This is a genomic window from Comamonas trifloxystrobinivorans (assembly GCF_043359985.1).
GTDB classification, from domain to species: Bacteria; Pseudomonadota; Gammaproteobacteria; order Burkholderiales; family Burkholderiaceae_C; genus Comamonas; species Comamonas trifloxystrobinivorans.
The window spans coordinates 1-15559 of the sequence record NZ_JBHZGV010000007.1; the positions used below are offsets into that span (position 1 = coordinate 1).

Consider the following 15559-nt stretch of genomic DNA (forward strand, 5'->3'; position numbering starts at 1 on the left):
GGCATCACCCCCAAACAGCGGCTGGCCATGGCCGCATAGCTCTACTTCTCAGAGCGGTGGTTTGTGGGGGGATTACCGATCCTTGCGTACATGTTGCTGCTTGCCAAGTCGAACTTCCCCATGAATGCGTAGGCAGCGTGGTTGAACACCAGCGCCACGTGGTAGTGCACGCGACCATTGCCACCGATCTCCCTACACCACATGTAGCGCATATCGGCGTTATGAACGCGATGATCTTCATTTCTGCTCTGCTCCTGAGAATGCTCGATCTTGGCACGCATGGATGCAATGAACTTCGAGATGAGTGTATTGCTGAGCAATACATCAGCGGATACATAGTCAGGAACATACAAGTCAAAGCGCATCACACAGATGCTGCTATGAAGCTCCAAAGAGCGGTATAGGCAATCATGGATGCGCTGGAGGTGATTGGAGATCAGATAGCCGCGTTTGGTCTGAACAGGATATCCATGAAAATGATCTCCATGGAGCAGTTGATGGTTGGTATTCAAAGGATTGCGTTTCATGCTGTGTGTCCTGGTGGTTGTTCGCACACAGTTGAAAGCGCTAATCAAGATTGCACTTTCATGGATAAAAAGTGCCATGGCACAGATTGCTACTCTCCTCCTCTATCCAATGACTGCATTGATAAGGTTCAATGCAGATAGGCAATTGGCTCGTAATGATCATCCATCTGAGCTTGATGCTCAGAGGTCATTGAGCACAATGCTCTAAGCCATAGATCGATACCGTAGGTATCTCTGGTTCATCAAACAATCAGCCTATCAAGGCTTGTATAGCTGGCTGTGTTTGTACACAGCCTATTGCTTTTCTATTGATCCTACATTCCCCTACACCACCTCTACATTAATTAATAGAACTTAAACATACAGCATAAGAGACGAGATTCAGACCATAAAACAACAGATCACCAAGGAAAGAGCCCTGATGATCTGCTGCTTTATTTCTTTTATCTCACTCTGAAAGAATATCAAATAACCTGCTGGTCACGGGCATTGATTTTATCTTGAATCCAGGCCTCGATTTCGCTCTCCAGCCAACCAACAGCCCGCAAACCCAGGCTAATGGGCTTGGGGAATTCAGAGAGATTGATGAGCTTGTAGAGCGAGGTCTTACCCAGCCCTGTTTTGGAAAGAACGTCTTTCAACTTCAGTACTCGCATGATGAAACTCCGGTGTCTTTGACATCGGATTGCCTGCGGTATTTTTTTAAACACTGGCAGACCGCTCCATGCATGGAATGGAACAATTTCCCCTGGAACCGCCAAAAGCATGCCACACGACGGCCTTCCACGGATACGACCTCTGGCAGGGGACTTACCAGGCAGCTCTTGGGTACTTCTCGGGGATTCCTTGAGCAAGGCCTATTTCTTCCATAGCCAGAGATTTTTCGCTCGAAAAATTCAGCCTCTTCTTTGGTTCGCCTATTGGACTGCATTACGGCGAAGCCTCCGCACCCAAGCCACAAAGACCGGCGCCTTTACCCATTGATCCCGGCCATCCCCAGGCGGCTCCATAGCCAAGCCAGGCACATGGCGCAGACGCGAGAAGCACCCCCCCCCCCAGCGATGAGCGACGAAACATTCACCTTGACTACCTCTGCATCTCCTGGTACGCTCCAAACCTAACAACTCATGAAAAACCCATGAAAGAGTCATGAATCTATCGTTTTTCTATCACACGAATCATCATCATGACAACATACGAAATGTTACATAGAAAAATTACCCGGGTAAAAGAGAGCGATGCCAGACTGGCATTCGGATACGTCTTTCCACGCTTTATCCATGAAAAAAGAAGGCTCGCATCCATCGCTTTTCACTTGGCAATTGAAGTTGACATCGCTAGCTTGAGCGAGGATCAATTGCTAATAGAAATTGGAAATGCCTTTGTGCGAAAGTACGGAAAACTTTTGCCAGATGGCAATAAGGGATTTCCGATTTCTTATGACTTCAGCGGGGAAGATCATCCCTTGCTGGAAAAAATGGCTGTTTCGCTCTATGTGCCAGAAAGTGAATTCCGTTTTCTCTTGGAGTACGATCCTAAGTCAATACGGTCCAAGCTGAGTGGTCACGGAATTACTAGTGACTTGTCTGCCAGAAATGCATTCCTGAGGGGACAAAAAAAGGACGTAGCGCTGGCCTATTTGTTTGACACCTCTGATTTTGATGTTCCCATGGTTGTGAGAAAGCTATCAAAGATAAGGGCTGCATTGCAAGTGATGACGTTGACTTGGGCGAAAAAGCTGGCTTGGTTTGATAACGCTGAAAAGCTAGACGCAGCCCATTTTTATTCCGGCAAGATCATTAAAGACATTCCTGCGGATCAAATTGCCATGATCACGCAGGAGAATTCAACCACTCCTTTGATGCCAACTGTCGAATCAATGGTGGATCTGGAGATATTTTTCCACGATCAACGATGCCCAAGCCGCTTCAAGGAATTTGTTTTCAATAGGATCAGCGGACTGTATAACAACCGGGCATCCAGAAAAGAAAACAAGAAGATCAATAAAAAGAAAAGCTGCAGCTTCATCCTGACTGAGGAAGCAGAGTATCTCATCAAGGAAATTGCCAAAGAACACAAAGTAAGAGGATCTGCCTTTTTAAATACTATTTTTCAAAATAAGAATAAAGAAAGCTTAAAGCATCTAATCCGGCGTTAGCCAGATTAAAAATGTAATCTCCAAGGATGAGAATTCAACCTTCAATGAAAGTTGCCCATTCCTGCATCATCTCTCTGCGCTTTTCTAATGCATCGCCGCGCCGATAGGCAGCTTCTACTTTATTTTGCAAAGTGTGAGCCAATGCCTGCTCGGCCAGTTCTCGGGGGAAGTTGGTTTTCTCGCCCGCCCAATCACGGAATGTGGAACGGAATCCGTGTGGAACTGCATTTGAATTCATGCGACGCATAACTTCCGGCAGAGTCATGACGGAAAGCTTTTGGCCTCTAGTGCCGGGAAAGAGAAGCTCGCTGCCTGCAAGCTGAGGAAGTGCTTTAAGCAGTTTGAGAGCTTCTGTTGAGAGAGGCACACGGTGTTCCACCCCGGTTTTCATGCGCCTAGCAGGCACTGTCCAGATGGCCTTGTCCAGATCGATCTCTGACCAAGCCGCGCCCCTAACCTCCCCCGAGCGAGCGGCAGTCAGGATCAGGAATTCCAGGGCACGCGCGCCAATTCCTGAGCGCGCGCGCAAATCTCGCACGAATGCAGACATGTCATCGACGGGAATCGCAGGGTGGTGTTCAACTTTCTGGATCTTTGAGGGGGCTGCTAGAAGCTTGTCGAGGTGCCCCTTCCAGCGGGCAGGATTGTCACCACCGCGGTATTTGCGAACAGCAGCCCAGTCCAGAACAGTTTCGATGCGCCCACGCAGACGGCTAGCCGTCTCATTCTTGCTGGTCCAGATGGGTTCAAGGCAAGCCAGCACATGGGGAAGGTCAATCAAAGAGACGGCCAGATGACCGAGACGAGGCATGGCATACGCTTCGAGCGTATTCTCCCACTGCTGGCAGTGCTTGGCATTCTTCCACTCGGATGACTTAGCCTTGAGATATTCTTCTGCACACCAGCGGAATGTTTTATGTGTCGCGGCCTTTTCAGTGAGGATGCGGCGTTGCTGCTGGCGAGGAGATACAGGGATCAGGCCACTGCGCAGGTCATCATGGATTTTTCTGGCCCTGTTACGCGCCTCTACCAGGCTGATAGTGGGATAGGATCCAAGACCGATGTCTTTGCGCTGCTCGCTCACTTGAATGCGCAAGATCCAGCTACGGTAGCCTGCCGACACTAGCAGGTGCAGGCCCGGCACGCCTCCAACGGCATGTCTACCTATGGTCTTGAGGGCTGCGACCGAGCGGTCTGAGAGTTGTTTGGCGACTTTGGGCATAGAGGTAAAAAGATTGATTTTGCACCCACATCATACCCACATAGAACGACGCATGTTAGCAAAACCCCGCGAACTTCAACGAACAAGAAATAGACAAATATTCTTTTAAATCAATATCATAATAAACAATCCGGAACTCTAGCGAACTACAACTTGGCGGACGCTGTTTCCGCCGCAGCAACAGATCTGGACGCAATCGGCCATGCCGTGGCTGCACGATCTGGCACTGGTACCGGCCCACTCACAAGGCCGTTAAACTCGCGCACCACCGTCTTTCGCACAGGCCCGATGAGCACGCCCACCTCCAAAAATGCACGCATACTGCTGGGCTTCAAGCTGGGGCTGCCAGTGGCGGGGGCTTTGTGCTTTTGGGCGCTCTACGCCTGGTACACGCCGCCCCAAATACAGCGTTTGCGCCCGGAAGGCGCCGGCTTCAGTGCCGATCTGCCTTGCCAGACCAAGAGCATCACCAGCGACCTGCAAAGCGCTGTGGGCAAGCAAAGCCAGACAGATTATTTCTGTACCAACGACGGCGTGAGCTATACCGTCGGCTACACCGACATACCGAAAGCGGTGATCGTGCCGCTGCGCAAAAAGCAGGAAACCGCGCAATTGCTGGAGCAGTACAAGCTGCTGATGCTCGAACGCAGCCAGGGCCAACTGCGCTCGGGCTTCAGCTACCCCGACAATGCCACCTACACCATTGAAGTTGTGGCCGAGCGCGGCTGGTCACTGTTGCCGCGCTTTCTGCGCAAGCGCCACGCTGCGCCCGTGCACACGCATGTGATGCGCATCCAACTGCACTTGCAAGGCGAACGCCTGTACATGATGAATGTGCTGCAGCCCGATCCGCCCTCGTACAACCAGGAGCTGTACGCATCGCGTGCGCTGCGCTCCTTCCAACTGCTCAACAAGCCGCAAAGCTAAGCAGCCGAACGCTAGCCGCTTGTGATTTGATAGCAAACCAGCGCTCCGGACTCTGCGACAATCGCTGCATGCTGCGCTTCTTTGAATTTGCCGACTCCGAAATCAGCCGTATCGACATGGCTGACGGCAGCCTGCACATCCACTTTGCCGCCGCCATGCTGCGAACAAATGCAGCCGCTGCTTCGGCCACGCTATCCGGCTGCAGCAATGAGCAGCAGGGTTACAGCAATGGCGTGTCTTTGTGGCTGGGCCAAGCCAGTTTTCAGGGCGATATCCAGCATTGCACCGGGCGCTTGAGCGACGGCAAGCTGCTGCACGCCCAGCAACGCCTGGCCAGCCTGCCCTTGCCGAGCCAGTGGCAAAGCGGCGCAGAATTGTTGAAGCTGGATCTGCAATGCGCCAACGGAGCTTGGTTGCAGGTACAAGCGCACAGCCTGCGCTGCGAAGAAGCCGCCGGTGCGCGCTTTGTGGAAGTTTTCAAATGCTGAAGAACCAGGCGCAGAGCTTGCCCAAGGTTCTGGTCAGCGGCTGCTTGCTCGGCCAACCCGTGCGTTATGACGGCGGGCACAAACTCGCCCATCATCCCGTACTGCAAGGCTGGCTGGCCAACGGCCAAGTCATTGGCCTGTGCCCAGAGACAGCCGGCGGTCTGCCCACGCCCCGCTTGCCCGCAGAGCTGGTGGGCGGCCCAGCCACTGCGGTTTTGCTGGGCCAAGCCCAGGTGCGTGACAGCGCAGGTAATGACGTCAGCGCCGCCTTTGTGCAAGGCGCACAGCTGGCCTTGCAGCTGGTGCAACAGCACGGCATACAAGTAGCGGTGCTGAAAGAAGGTAGCCCTTCTTGTGGCTCCGGCCAAGTGTATGACGGCCAGTTTGCCGGGCAATTGATTGCCGGCGACGGCGTGACTTGCGCGCTATTGCGCCAAGCCGGCGTTCAGGTTTTTGGTGAGCAAGACTGGCAAGCCGCTGCACTGCAACTGCAACAATTGACTTCCCCTAGCCTCTGATTTTTATGCGTTTTGAAGGTGTGCTGCAGTCGTGGAACGACGAGCGTGGTTTTGGTTTTATTGCGCCCGATGCCGGTGGCGCCCAGGTGTTTGTGCACATCAAAGCCTTTGGGCCAAGCGCGGCGCGGCCGCAACTGCAACAGCGGCTGAGTTACACCTTGGACGCCGGGCCCGATGGCAAACAGCGAGCCAGCGCGGTACGGCTGCTGAAAGTGGGCGAAAGTACGGCCAACGCGGCCAAGCGCAGCGCCGCACCAAGCAGAGCACGAACAGAACGCTTTTTTCATGCACCGCGCCAGCCACTGCTTTTGCTGCTGATTCCGCTGCTGGCGGTTTTGCTGTTGGTACTGGGCCAGCTTTACACATCGACCGCTCTGCCTGCGCGCTGGTATGCGCTGATGTCGGTAGTTACTTTTTTTCTGTACGCCAAAGACAAAAAAGCTGCCCAGCAAGACAGGTGGCGCACCTCGGAAAACACACTGCTCACCGTAGGCCTGCTGTGCGGCTGGCCGGGCGCGCTGTTGGCGCAGCAAACGCTACGCCACAAAAGCAGCAAGCCCAGCTTTTTGCTGCTGTTCTGGCTGAGCGTGGCGGCGAATCTGGCCTGGCTCTGCCTGCGCTATTCGCCACTCGGCATGCACTTGCGCTGGCCTTTTTTCTAGGCCAGCGGCCGAGGCTATTCAGCGCACTTGCTCGGCAATGCTGCTTGCCAATTGCCCAATGCCAGCGTCGCTCAAATCCTGGCTTTCAAAGCTGGCTCGCTGCGGCCATTGCTCAAAATTGCGCTCTTGCGAGCGCTGGTAATGCGGGTCGTAATGCAGCGCCATCAGCTCTGCAAACAAGGCTGGCAAATCGCCCGTGCGGGCCCACTCTTGCCAACGGCCAACCACTTCCTTGCCTTGCAGCTCTTTGAGGTAGCCCAGCTTGGTGGCCAGTTGCTCGGCGTCGTCGCCCAGGTAAGCGTAATCGCGAAGTAGATAAGCCAAGCGAGCGTCTTGGCTGGCCTGCACCTCCACCACTGGCGCAGCCCGCATTTGCGCCACCAGCGGCAATGGCAAGGCAATGCGGCCGATCTTGGCGCTTTCGCCTTCGATGAACACGGGCCGGCTCAAATCGAGCTGGGCCATTTGCTCGGCCAGCAAGGTCTCGAAATGTTTTTGGCTGGGCTGCTCCACGCCAGGCAGATTGCCCAGGAGCGAGCCTTTGTGGCTGGCGTAACCTTCGAGATCCAGCATCTGCGCGCCTTGCTCCACCAACGCGTGCAAGATGCGCGTTTTGGCGCTGCCGGTGGCACCGCAGAGCACGCGCAACTGCAGTTGCGGCACGATGGCCTCGATCTGCTCCACCACATGGCCGCGAAAGCTTTTGTAGCCGCCAGCCAGTTGCTGCGCGTCCCAACCCACCAGGCGCAGCCAGGTCACCATGGAGCCACTACGCAAGCCGCCGCGCCAGCAATACACCAGCGGCTTCCAGTTGGCAGGCTTGTCGTGGAAAGTGTCGCGCAGATGGCGCGCCAGGTTGGCGCTCACCATGGCAGCGCCCAGGCGCTTGGCTTCGAAGGGGCTGACTTGCTTGTAGATGGTGCCGATCTGCGCGCGCTCTTCGTTGTTGAGCACCGGGCAGTTGATGGCGCCGGGAATGTGGTCAAGCGCAAATTCGGCGGGCGAGCGCGCGTCGATGATGGACTGGAACTGGTCGATTTCGCTGACGCGAACAGGCTGGCGGTGAGACATGGCAAGGCGTGGCGCTGGGGAAAGCGCTCTCCATCAACGTGGGCGAATGCCGCCTGGCTAAAACACCAAGGCGGCAACTGCGCAGAGTTGATCGAGCCTCGACACAGCTTTCACGGCTGACTCAGGAGCCTGCCGCGCTGCGCGCAAAGCAGCAATTATCCCACCGCGCCAAAGGACGCATGCTGGGCGCTGCTTTTGGCCGCTCCCGGAGCGCCAGGCTTAGCCATCAATAGGCTGCGCCGGCGTTTGCAGCACCAGCTGGTACAGGGCCAAATCAAGCCAGCGGCCAAACTTGAAGCCGACCTGCGGCATCAGGCCCACGCTCTTGAAGCCCAGCTTTTCGTGCAGGCTGATCGAGCCTGCGTTAGCGGCATCAATAGCGCCCACCAGCACATGCACATCGTTGGCACGCGCCTGCTCGATCAGCGCTTGCATCAGCTGCTTGCCCAGGCCGTTGCCGCGCTGGTCGTTACGCACGTAGACCGAATGCTCCATGGTGTATTTGTAGGCTGGGTAAGCGCGGAAAGCGCCGTAGCTGGCAAAACCGAGCAGCTCGCCTTTGTCGTCTTCCAGACCGATCACCGGGTAGCCGCCTTTTTGCTTGGCGTCGAACCAGGCCACCATGTTTTCAGCGGTGCGCGCTTTGTAGTCGTAGAGCGCAGTGCTGTTGACGATAGCGTCGTTGAAGATGGCCAAAATCGCGTCGGCATGGCGCGCATGGGTGCAAGGCACCAGTTGCAAGGGGGCAGTCATCCAATACTCCGGGAGAAATTCACAGGCGCTACGCGCTCGGGCAAGGCCGTCAGGGCCAACAGATAGCGCGCCGGTTTGCGGCTGGTGTTGGCAAACACAATCGTCTGGTTCAGCGCCATCGCCAGGCAATCGCCCTGCTCCAGCTGCCAGTGCTGCTCGCCCAGGCTGATCTGCATGCACCCTTCCAGCAACCACAGCTGCTGATGCAGCGGCTCGCTGCGCAAGGCGTTGTCAAAAGCCACGCTTTGGCCAGGCGGAAAAACCACCTCCACCAGCTCCAAGGGGGCGGCATAGCCGCTGGGCGACAAATGGCGGCGCACATAACCCGTAGCCGGGTCTTGCCAGCACTGCTGCTGGGCGGCACGCGCCAAAGGCTGCGGCTCGGCGCTACTGGCCGGCTCTTCAAACAAAAAAGCCAGTGGCACCTGCAAGGCCTGGGCGAGCTTGCCCAAAACTGCCGCCGTTGCACTGGTTTCGCTGCGCTCTATGAGCGAGATCATCGAGCGGCTCACCCCGCTGAGCTGGGCCAACGTTTCGAGCGAATGGCCGTGCTGTTTGCGCAGCTCGCGTACACGCTCGGCAATCAGCTGGTCAATCGTGGGCGTGGTGGACATGCATCCATTTTACAAGAAATATTTCTTGTATATTGGAATCATCACTCGTACCGAGCCTTCAGCCAACTCCCAACAAGTCTCGTACTCACCCTCGCGCGGGAAGCGCTGCTAGCGGTGCGCTGCAGCGGTTGGTTAATGCTGCTCACAGCTTTCTGCGCAGTGCCTCGAAAAACAGCGTCGATTGCAGGCGTTCGCTGTTGGTCTGCTCGGCCACGCGGGCGGCAAGCGCCGGATCGCAGGGTGCCAGTGCAATGCCCGTGCTTTGCGCCAACACCTGGGCGTGGCAGGCGCGCTCCAGGTAGTACAGATCGTCAAACGCATAGTCCATGCGCTCGCCGCAGACGATGACGCCGTGGTTGCCCAGAAAACTGATGTCTGCACCTTGCATGGCGTTGGCAATGCGCTCGCCTTCGCGGTAATCCAGCGCCAGGCCGTTGTACTGGCTGTCTACCGCCAAGCGGCCATGAAAGCGCATGGCGTTCTGGCTCAGCGAGGTGTCGAGCGCGCGTTGCTGCGTCAAGGTCAGCGCCGTGGCGTATGGCATGTGGGTGTGAAGCACGCAGGTTTTGCGAGCTATCTTGTGCACAGCGGCGTGGATGAACATGGCTGTGGGCTCCACCGCGTGGCCGCCAGCCACTACGGCGCCCTCAGCATCCACCACCACAATGTCGTCGGCCTGCACTTCGCCCCACATCAGCCCGCGTGGGTTCAGCAAAAAGTGCTCGCCATCGGGCAGCGCCATGCTGAAGTGGTTGCAAACGCCCTCGCCCAGGCCAAAGTGGGCAGCGGCACGCAAGGCCAAGGCCATGTCTTCGCGCATTTGAACCACGTCGGGGCTGGTAAACAGGGGGTGGGCGATGGCATCAGGGGAGTAAGGTGCATTCATGGCGACTCGAAATCCAAGGTGGCAAAACCTTGCCAGTATGGAGGGCGTCAGCAGCAGGAACAAGCGAAACCAGGCTAGGTTTGTCCCTAATGGCTGGGCTCAGGTTTTGCCACTTGGGTTTGTCAGGCCAAGCGAAAGCACTGTTCAAGAGACAAAAAAGCCACCCGCAAAGGTGGCTGGTGTTTGGCTGGCTGCTAAAGCTTACTTGATCAGCGGCGCGCCGGTCTTGGCTTGCGCGTCTTCAAAGCTCACTTCGGGCGCCAGCTCGATCACCTTCAGGCCTTGCTCGGTCACGTCGAACACGCCCAGGTCGGTGATGATGCGGTCCACCACGCCCACGCCGGTCAATGGCAGGGTGCAGTTTTTCAGGATCTTCAGATCGGTGGTGCCGTCTTTCTTTTTGGCCACGTGTTCCATCAGCACGATCACGCGCTTGACGCCGGCCACCAGGTCCATCGCGCCGCCCATGCCCTTGACCATCTTGCCAGGGATCATCCAGTTGGCCAGGTCGCCCTTTTCGGACACTTGCATGGCGCCCAGGATGGACAGGTTGATTTTGCCGCCACGGATCATGGCGAACGACTGGTCGGAGCTGAAGATGGACGAGCCGGCGATGGTCGTCACGGTCTGCTTGCCGGCGTTGATCAGGTCGGCGTCAATCTCGTCTTCCGTCGGGAATGGGCCAATGCCGAGCATGCCGTTTTCCGATTGCAGCCACACCTCTTTGTCGCCGGTGTGGTTGGCCACCAGCGTGGGGATGCCGATACCGAGGTTGACGTAGAAGCCGTCTTCCAGCTCTTGTGCCGCACGGGCGGCCATTTGGTCTTGGGTCCAAGGCATGTCGGGCTCCTTATTTCTTCTCGGTGATGGTGCGCTTTTCGATGCGCTTTTCCGGCGTGGCATTGAGCACCAGGCGGTGCACATAGATGCCAGGCAGGTGGATTTCGTCGGGCTTCAAGGCGCCGGTTTCGACGATTTCTTCCACTTCCACAATGCAGACCTTGCCGCAGGTGGCCGCTGCAGGGTTGAAGTTACGGGCCGTCAGGCGGAACTGCAGGTTGCCGCTCTTGTCGGCGCGCCAGGCCTTGACCAGCGAGACATCGGCCACGATGGAGCGTTCCATCACATAGGTTTCGCCATCAAACTCGCGCAGCTCCTTGCCTTCGGCCACTTGCGTGCCCACACCGGTTTTGGTGAAAAAGGCCGGGATGCCAGCGCCGCCAGCGCGCATTTTTTCGGCCAGCGTGCCTTGGGGCGTGAACTCCAGCTCCAGCTCGCCGGCCAGGTACTGGCGCTCGAACTCTTTGTTTTCGCCCACGTAGCTGGCGATCATCTTCTTGATCTGGCGGGTTTCGAGCAGCTTGCCCAGGCCAAAGCCGTCCACGCCGGCGTTGTTGGAGGCCACGGTCAGGCCCTTGACGCCGCTGTCGCGCAGCGCTTCGATCAGCGCTTCGGGAATGCCGCACAGGCCAAAGCCGCCGACGGCCAGCAACTGGTTATCGGCAACCACGCCTTCGAGCGCTGCAGCCGCGTTGGGATAGATTTTGTTCACACTTGTCTCCTGGTAGGGATGGACTGAATTCGCAGATCAAGCATACTACGTATTAGCATACGTAGTATTTCGTAAAGGGGACAAAATTTGCCATGGGAGTGACCGCTCTGAACTACCAACAAGCCTTTGAGATGGCGCCCGTCGGCCTGGTGGTTTCGCACCACCGCAAGATGATCGACTGCAACGAGCAGGTCTGCGCCATGTTCCGCACTTCGCGTGAGCTGATGATTGGCCAGTCTTTCCAGATTCTCTACCCTAGCGCCGACGAGTTCGAGCGCCTGGGCAAGCGCATTGCGCCCATCTTGAACGCGCATGGGCTGTACTCCGACAACCGCATCATGAAGCGCGCCAATGGCGAGATGTTCTGGTGCCATGTGATGGGCCGCGCCTTCAACCGCGCCGATCCGCACGAAGGCGGCGTCTGGAGCTTGGAAGACCTGAGCGCCCTGCGCCCGGTGCGCGCCGAGCTGACGGCACGCGAGCGCGAGGTGGCCGCGCGCCTGCTCGAAGGCATGACCAGCAAGGAGATTGGCCGCTGCCTGGACATCAGCCACCGCACGGTCGAGATCTACCGCACCCGCTTGATGCGCAAATACGGCGCAGATTCATCGGCCGAGCTGGTGCAAAAGCTGCTGGCCGGCGGCAGTTCGCTGGATATTGTGCTGGGGCCAGACGAGGACTAGCGCGCCCAGGCTGCTTGCGCCGCGCTGCGCCCAACGCCCGTCAATGCAGCTTCATGCGCCCGGAAACCCGTTGCTGCAGCAGGCGCGCCAAGGCGAGCACGGCGGTTTTGCCAGTGCCCAGAATGGCGCGGTGGTGCATGAGGTGCAGCGACATATACATCCACTTGGCGAGCAGGCCTTGCACAAAGAAGTTCTTGCCGGAGAGGCTGCCCATCAGGTTGCCCACGCCCTTGTTGTCGCCCAGCGAGACGAGCGAGCCGAAGTCCTTGTACTGAAAAGCCTCGTCGTAGCTGCGCTCGCTCAGGCGCGCATGCAAAAGCTTGGCCAGGTACGTGGCTTGCTGGTGCGCGGCTTGGGCGCGGGCTGGCACGGTTTTGCCATCCGTCCAAGGCGTGGCGGCGCAATCGCCCAACGCAAAAATATGGGCGGCGCTGGTGCGCAGATGGTCGTCCACGACAAACTGGTTGATGCGGTTCACTTCCAGCCCCAACTGGGCGTTGTAATCCGATGCTTTGATGCCGGCAGCCCACACAATCAGGTCGGCGCGCACCGTGCCAGAAGGCGTTACTACCTCGCCAGCATGCAAAGCTTGTACGCGGGTGCTGGTCATCACGCGCACGCCTTTGCGCTCCAGCGCTACGGTGGCTTGTTCCGAGATGCGCGGCGGCAAACCGCCCAAGATGCGCTCACCGCCTTCAATCAGGCTGATATCCAGCCGGAACCGCTGGTTGCTGCCCTGGCTGGCTTGCAGCATGGAATGCGCCTCCACCAGCTCGGCCGACAGCTCCACGCCTGTAGCGCCGGCGCCCACAATCGCAATCGCCAGCACACGCGGCTCGGCATACGAGGCATGCGCACAGGCGCTGAGCCAATCGGCATGAAAACGCTGCGCATCACGCACGCTCTCCAGCAGGTAGGCGTTCTCTATGCCTGGCGTGCCAAATGAGTTGGAGCCGCTGCCCAAGGCCAGCACCAGATGGCGGTAATGAATGGTTCGCTCGGGCACCACTTGCTTGCCAGCATCGTTGTTGATGGCCGCCAGCACAATGCTCTGCGCCGCCGCATCGAGGCTGCGGAACTCGCCCATGGCAAAGCTGAAGTGGTTGCGCCGCGCCAGCACGGTGTAGGACAGACCTTCCTGGTGCGCATCGAGCGTGCCGGCTGCCACCTCGTGCAAGGTCGGCTTCCAGATATGGAAAGGCATGCGATCGACCAGCAGCACCCGCTCGCGCCCTTCGCGTGCGCCCAGCTTGCGCCCGAGTTGCGCGGCCAGCTCCAAACCGCCTGCGCCGCCACCCACTACCACCACGTCATAGTGCATCTGCCACTCCTTGCCAGGGCTGCCGCCTTTGTGGCGGTCTGCGCCCAAAGCGCCATTGCACTCCAATGTTCAATCACCCTTGTGAACCATGGATAAATGGGCGTGACGTTCCCCCATGAACCAGCCGCTGGCGACAAGAGCTTGGCCTACACTGGCAAACCACTGCCGCCCTGCTTGCGCACGCCCATGCAAACGCCTGCCAATACCGATCACACAAGCTTATTGTTCTCTATCGCGCCCGATCTGTGGAGCGCCCAGCAACGCATCAGCGTGCAAGGTTTGCCGGTGCGTACGCGCATGACGGTGGTGCGCCTGGCCGGCGAACAACTGTGGTTGCATTCGCCCATTGCGCCAACTCCAGAGCTGCGCGCTGCGCTGGATGCGCTGGGCCAGGTCCGCTGGGTGGTGGCGCCCAACCGCACGCACCATTTGTTTGCCGGCGATTGGCTTGCGCACTACCCCCAAGCGCAGCTGTGGGGCGCGCCTGGTTTGGCGGCCAAGCGGCCCGATTTGGCGCAACTGCAAACCTTGCCTGATCATCCGCGCAACGCAGCAGACTTGCCGCCCGAATGGCTGGCCGCCTTGCGCATGCAGTTTTTTGCCGGCCTGCCGCTGCTCAACGAATGCGTCTGGCTGCACCAGCCCAGCGGCAGCTTGGTGGTGACCGATCTACTGCAGAACTACCCGCAGGATCTGTCTTTTTCTGCCCGCTTGTTCAACACGCTCAACGGCACACGCGGGCGCCTGGCCATGCCTCGGGCACTGCGCTTTACCCTGCGCGACAAAGCGGCGGCGCGGGCTTCGGCACAGGCCATCGCCAGCTGGCCCGTGCAGCGCATCGTATTGGCGCACGATACGGTAATTGAGCAAGACGCAGCTGCCCAATTGCGCAGCGCCTTGGCATTCTTACTGGACGAAACCGCTGCAGCCTAAGAGACGCGAAAACTCTCCAGATGAATACTGGTTTCGCTGTTGCTGATGCCCTTGATCAGGCGGATGCGCTCCAGCGTACGCGATAGCTCTTCCAGGCTGCTGACCTGCAACTCGGCCAGCACGTCCCAGCGGCCATTGGTGCTGTGCAGCGCGGCCACGCCCGGGTCGCCCAGCAGCGAAGCCATGACGCGGCGCGTGTCGTTGCCGACGATCTCGATGCTCATCCAGGCGCGCAACACCTCGGGCTGCGCATCCGGCCGCAAGCGCACCGTGTAGCCAACGATCAAACCGCCCTGCTCCAGCTTCTCCATGCGGTTGGTGACCGTGCCGCGTGAGACACCCAGCTTGGCCGCCAAAGTGGCCACACTGGCTCGGGCGTTCTGTCGCAGCAAGGCAATCAAGGCCTGGTCCACATTGTCAATTTGCACAACAATCTCTCTCTTTTTGCTTTCAAGCTTGTCATTTTCTGCCATTTTTGGCACTTTGCTTTGTCAGCGCCTGGATTCACACTGGCAGACAAGCGCCAGCGCATGGCACGCATGCACCAGGCGCTACAGAACAAGGAGCAACACCATGAGACAAGACAATACCGCTGTGGACTTTCTCAGCACCGATGCCGCCGCTCAGTTGGTACGCCAGGTGGGATTGCAACCAGTGCTGCAAGGCCTGGTACACACCCTGGAAGAAGACTTTGCCCGCTGGCCGGAGTTCGACAAAAGTGCCCGCTTGGCCCAGCACACACGCGACGGCGTGATGGAGCTGATGCCGGTGGCCGACAGCGAGCATTTCGCTTTCAAATACGTCAACGGCCACCCGAAAAACCCGCAGCGCGGCATTCCGTCCATCATGGCTTTTGGCGCCTTGGTACGTGCCGATACCGGCGCGCCCGTGCTGCTGACCGAGCTGACCTTGACCACCGCTTTACGCACCGCAGCCACCAGCGCCATGGCGGCCAAACGCTTGGCTCGTGCTGGCAGCCGCCGCATGGCATTGATTGGCAACGGCTCGCAAAGCGAGTTTCAGGCGCTGGCGTTTGTCTGGCTGCTGGGCATCAGCGAGCTGCGCCTGTTCGACATTGACCGCGCAGCCAGCACCAAGCTGCAGCGCCACTTGCAAAACCAGGTGCCGCATGTGCAAGTACAAATCTGCGACAGCGTGGCGCAGGCGGTAAAAGGTGCGGACATAGTCACTACGGTCACCGCTGACAAAACCAACGCCACCATTCTGAGCCGCGCCATGGTGGA

Annotated in this window: 19 protein-coding genes; 8 read left to right on the forward strand and 11 right to left on the reverse strand. The window is 58.2% G+C overall.

All coding sequences use genetic code 11. From position 1 onward, the window contains the following. Positions 1-41 precede the first annotated feature (41 nt). Together ACFIQF_RS09235 and ACFIQF_RS09240 are read right to left on the reverse strand one after the other, a co-directional pair. Positions 42-527 (reverse strand): YagK/YfjJ domain-containing protein, encoded by a 486-nt coding sequence (locus ACFIQF_RS09235; RefSeq protein ID WP_393942168.1) that lies wholly within the window; start codon positions 525-527, stop codon positions 42-44. 464 nt (positions 528-991) lie between these two features. Then, a complete protein-coding gene (locus ACFIQF_RS09240) occupies positions 992-1183 on the reverse strand; it encodes a helix-turn-helix transcriptional regulator (RefSeq protein ID WP_393942169.1) in 192 nt (63 codons plus the stop codon). 530 nt (positions 1184-1713) lie between these two features. Here ACFIQF_RS09240 and ACFIQF_RS09245 point away from each other — a divergent pair. After that, entirely contained in the window at positions 1714-2685 is a 972-nt protein-coding gene (locus ACFIQF_RS09245) for a hypothetical protein (protein ID WP_393942170.1), read from the forward strand. A gap of 34 nt (positions 2686-2719) precedes the next feature. Here ACFIQF_RS09245 and ACFIQF_RS09250 read toward each other — a convergent pair whose 3' ends face one another. Continuing rightward, on the reverse strand, positions 2720-3907 hold the full coding sequence (locus ACFIQF_RS09250; protein ID WP_393942172.1) for a tyrosine-type recombinase/integrase: 1188 nt from the start codon (positions 3905-3907) through the stop codon (positions 2720-2722). A 288-nt stretch (positions 3908-4195) separates the two neighbouring features. On the opposite strand from ACFIQF_RS09250, the gene ACFIQF_RS09255 reads away from it, so the two are divergent. From ACFIQF_RS09255 to ACFIQF_RS09270, 4 genes are all read left to right on the forward strand, one after another. Further along, positions 4196-4834, forward strand: coding sequence for a hypothetical protein (locus tag ACFIQF_RS09255; RefSeq protein ID WP_393942173.1), 639 nt, complete (start codon positions 4196-4198; stop codon positions 4832-4834). 68 nt (positions 4835-4902) lie between these two features. Further along, positions 4903-5322 (forward strand): hypothetical protein, encoded by a 420-nt coding sequence (locus tag ACFIQF_RS09260; protein ID WP_393942175.1) that lies wholly within the window; start codon positions 4903-4905, stop codon positions 5320-5322. Beyond that, on the forward strand, positions 5316-5840 hold the full coding sequence (locus tag ACFIQF_RS09265; protein ID WP_393942177.1) for a 2-thiouracil desulfurase family protein: 525 nt from the start codon (positions 5316-5318) through the stop codon (positions 5838-5840). The genes ACFIQF_RS09260 and ACFIQF_RS09265 overlap by 7 nt, the downstream gene beginning before the upstream one ends. 5 nt (positions 5841-5845) lie before the next feature. Further along, positions 5846-6502, forward strand: coding sequence for a DUF1294 domain-containing protein (locus ACFIQF_RS09270; RefSeq protein WP_393942178.1), 657 nt, complete (start codon positions 5846-5848; stop codon positions 6500-6502). 18 nt (positions 6503-6520) lie between these two features. Here the strand turns inward: ACFIQF_RS09270 and mnmH are convergent, their stop codons facing one another. From mnmH to ACFIQF_RS09300, 6 genes are all read right to left on the reverse strand, one after another. Continuing rightward, on the reverse strand, positions 6521-7573 hold the full coding sequence (mnmH, locus tag ACFIQF_RS09275) for a tRNA 2-selenouridine(34) synthase MnmH (RefSeq protein ID WP_393942180.1): 1053 nt from the start codon (positions 7571-7573) through the stop codon (positions 6521-6523). A gap of 219 nt (positions 7574-7792) precedes the next feature. Then, positions 7793-8326 (reverse strand): GNAT family N-acetyltransferase, encoded by a 534-nt coding sequence (locus ACFIQF_RS09280; RefSeq protein WP_393942182.1) that lies wholly within the window; start codon positions 8324-8326, stop codon positions 7793-7795. Continuing rightward, complete coding sequence (locus ACFIQF_RS09285) at positions 8323-8940, reverse strand: helix-turn-helix domain-containing protein (protein WP_393942184.1); 618 nt, start codon at positions 8938-8940, stop codon at positions 8323-8325. The genes ACFIQF_RS09280 and ACFIQF_RS09285 overlap by 4 nt, the downstream gene beginning before the upstream one ends. A 142-nt stretch (positions 8941-9082) precedes the next feature. Then, a complete protein-coding gene (locus ACFIQF_RS09290) occupies positions 9083-9826 on the reverse strand; it encodes an aldolase (RefSeq protein WP_393942186.1) in 744 nt (247 codons plus the stop codon). Positions 9827-10027: 201 nt separating this feature from the next. Next, positions 10028-10666, reverse strand: a complete 639-nt coding sequence (locus ACFIQF_RS09295) for a 3-oxoacid CoA-transferase subunit B (protein WP_393942188.1) — start codon at positions 10664-10666, stop codon at positions 10028-10030. 10 nt (positions 10667-10676) lie between these two features. Then, positions 10677-11378 (reverse strand): CoA transferase subunit A, encoded by a 702-nt coding sequence (locus tag ACFIQF_RS09300; protein WP_393942190.1) that lies wholly within the window; start codon positions 11376-11378, stop codon positions 10677-10679. A gap of 92 nt (positions 11379-11470) precedes the next feature. Between ACFIQF_RS09300 and ACFIQF_RS09305 the strand changes: the two genes are divergently transcribed. Further along, entirely contained in the window at positions 11471-12061 is a 591-nt protein-coding gene (locus ACFIQF_RS09305; RefSeq protein WP_393942191.1) for a LuxR C-terminal-related transcriptional regulator, read from the forward strand. A 40-nt stretch (positions 12062-12101) separates the two neighbouring features. Here ACFIQF_RS09305 and ACFIQF_RS09310 read toward each other — a convergent pair whose 3' ends face one another. Continuing rightward, positions 12102-13382 carry an NAD(P)/FAD-dependent oxidoreductase gene (locus ACFIQF_RS09310; protein WP_393942193.1) on the reverse strand — a complete coding sequence of 427 codons (1281 nt, stop codon included), beginning with the start codon at positions 13380-13382 and terminating at the stop codon, positions 12102-12104. A gap of 102 nt (positions 13383-13484) precedes the next feature. Between ACFIQF_RS09310 and ACFIQF_RS09315 the strand changes: the two genes are divergently transcribed. Beyond that, complete coding sequence (locus tag ACFIQF_RS09315; protein WP_393942195.1) at positions 13485-14315, forward strand: DUF4336 domain-containing protein; 831 nt, start codon at positions 13485-13487, stop codon at positions 14313-14315. Here the strand turns inward: ACFIQF_RS09315 and ACFIQF_RS09320 are convergent. Beyond that, entirely contained in the window at positions 14312-14737 is a 426-nt protein-coding gene (locus ACFIQF_RS09320; protein ID WP_393942627.1) for an Lrp/AsnC family transcriptional regulator, read from the reverse strand. The genes ACFIQF_RS09315 and ACFIQF_RS09320 overlap by 4 nt on opposite strands. A 151-nt stretch (positions 14738-14888) precedes the next feature. On the opposite strand from ACFIQF_RS09320, the gene ACFIQF_RS09325 reads away from it, so the two are divergent. Next, positions 14889-15559: Rossmann-fold NAD(P)-binding domain-containing protein (locus tag ACFIQF_RS09325; RefSeq protein WP_393942196.1), on the forward strand; the 671-nt coding region annotated here is incomplete at its 3' end.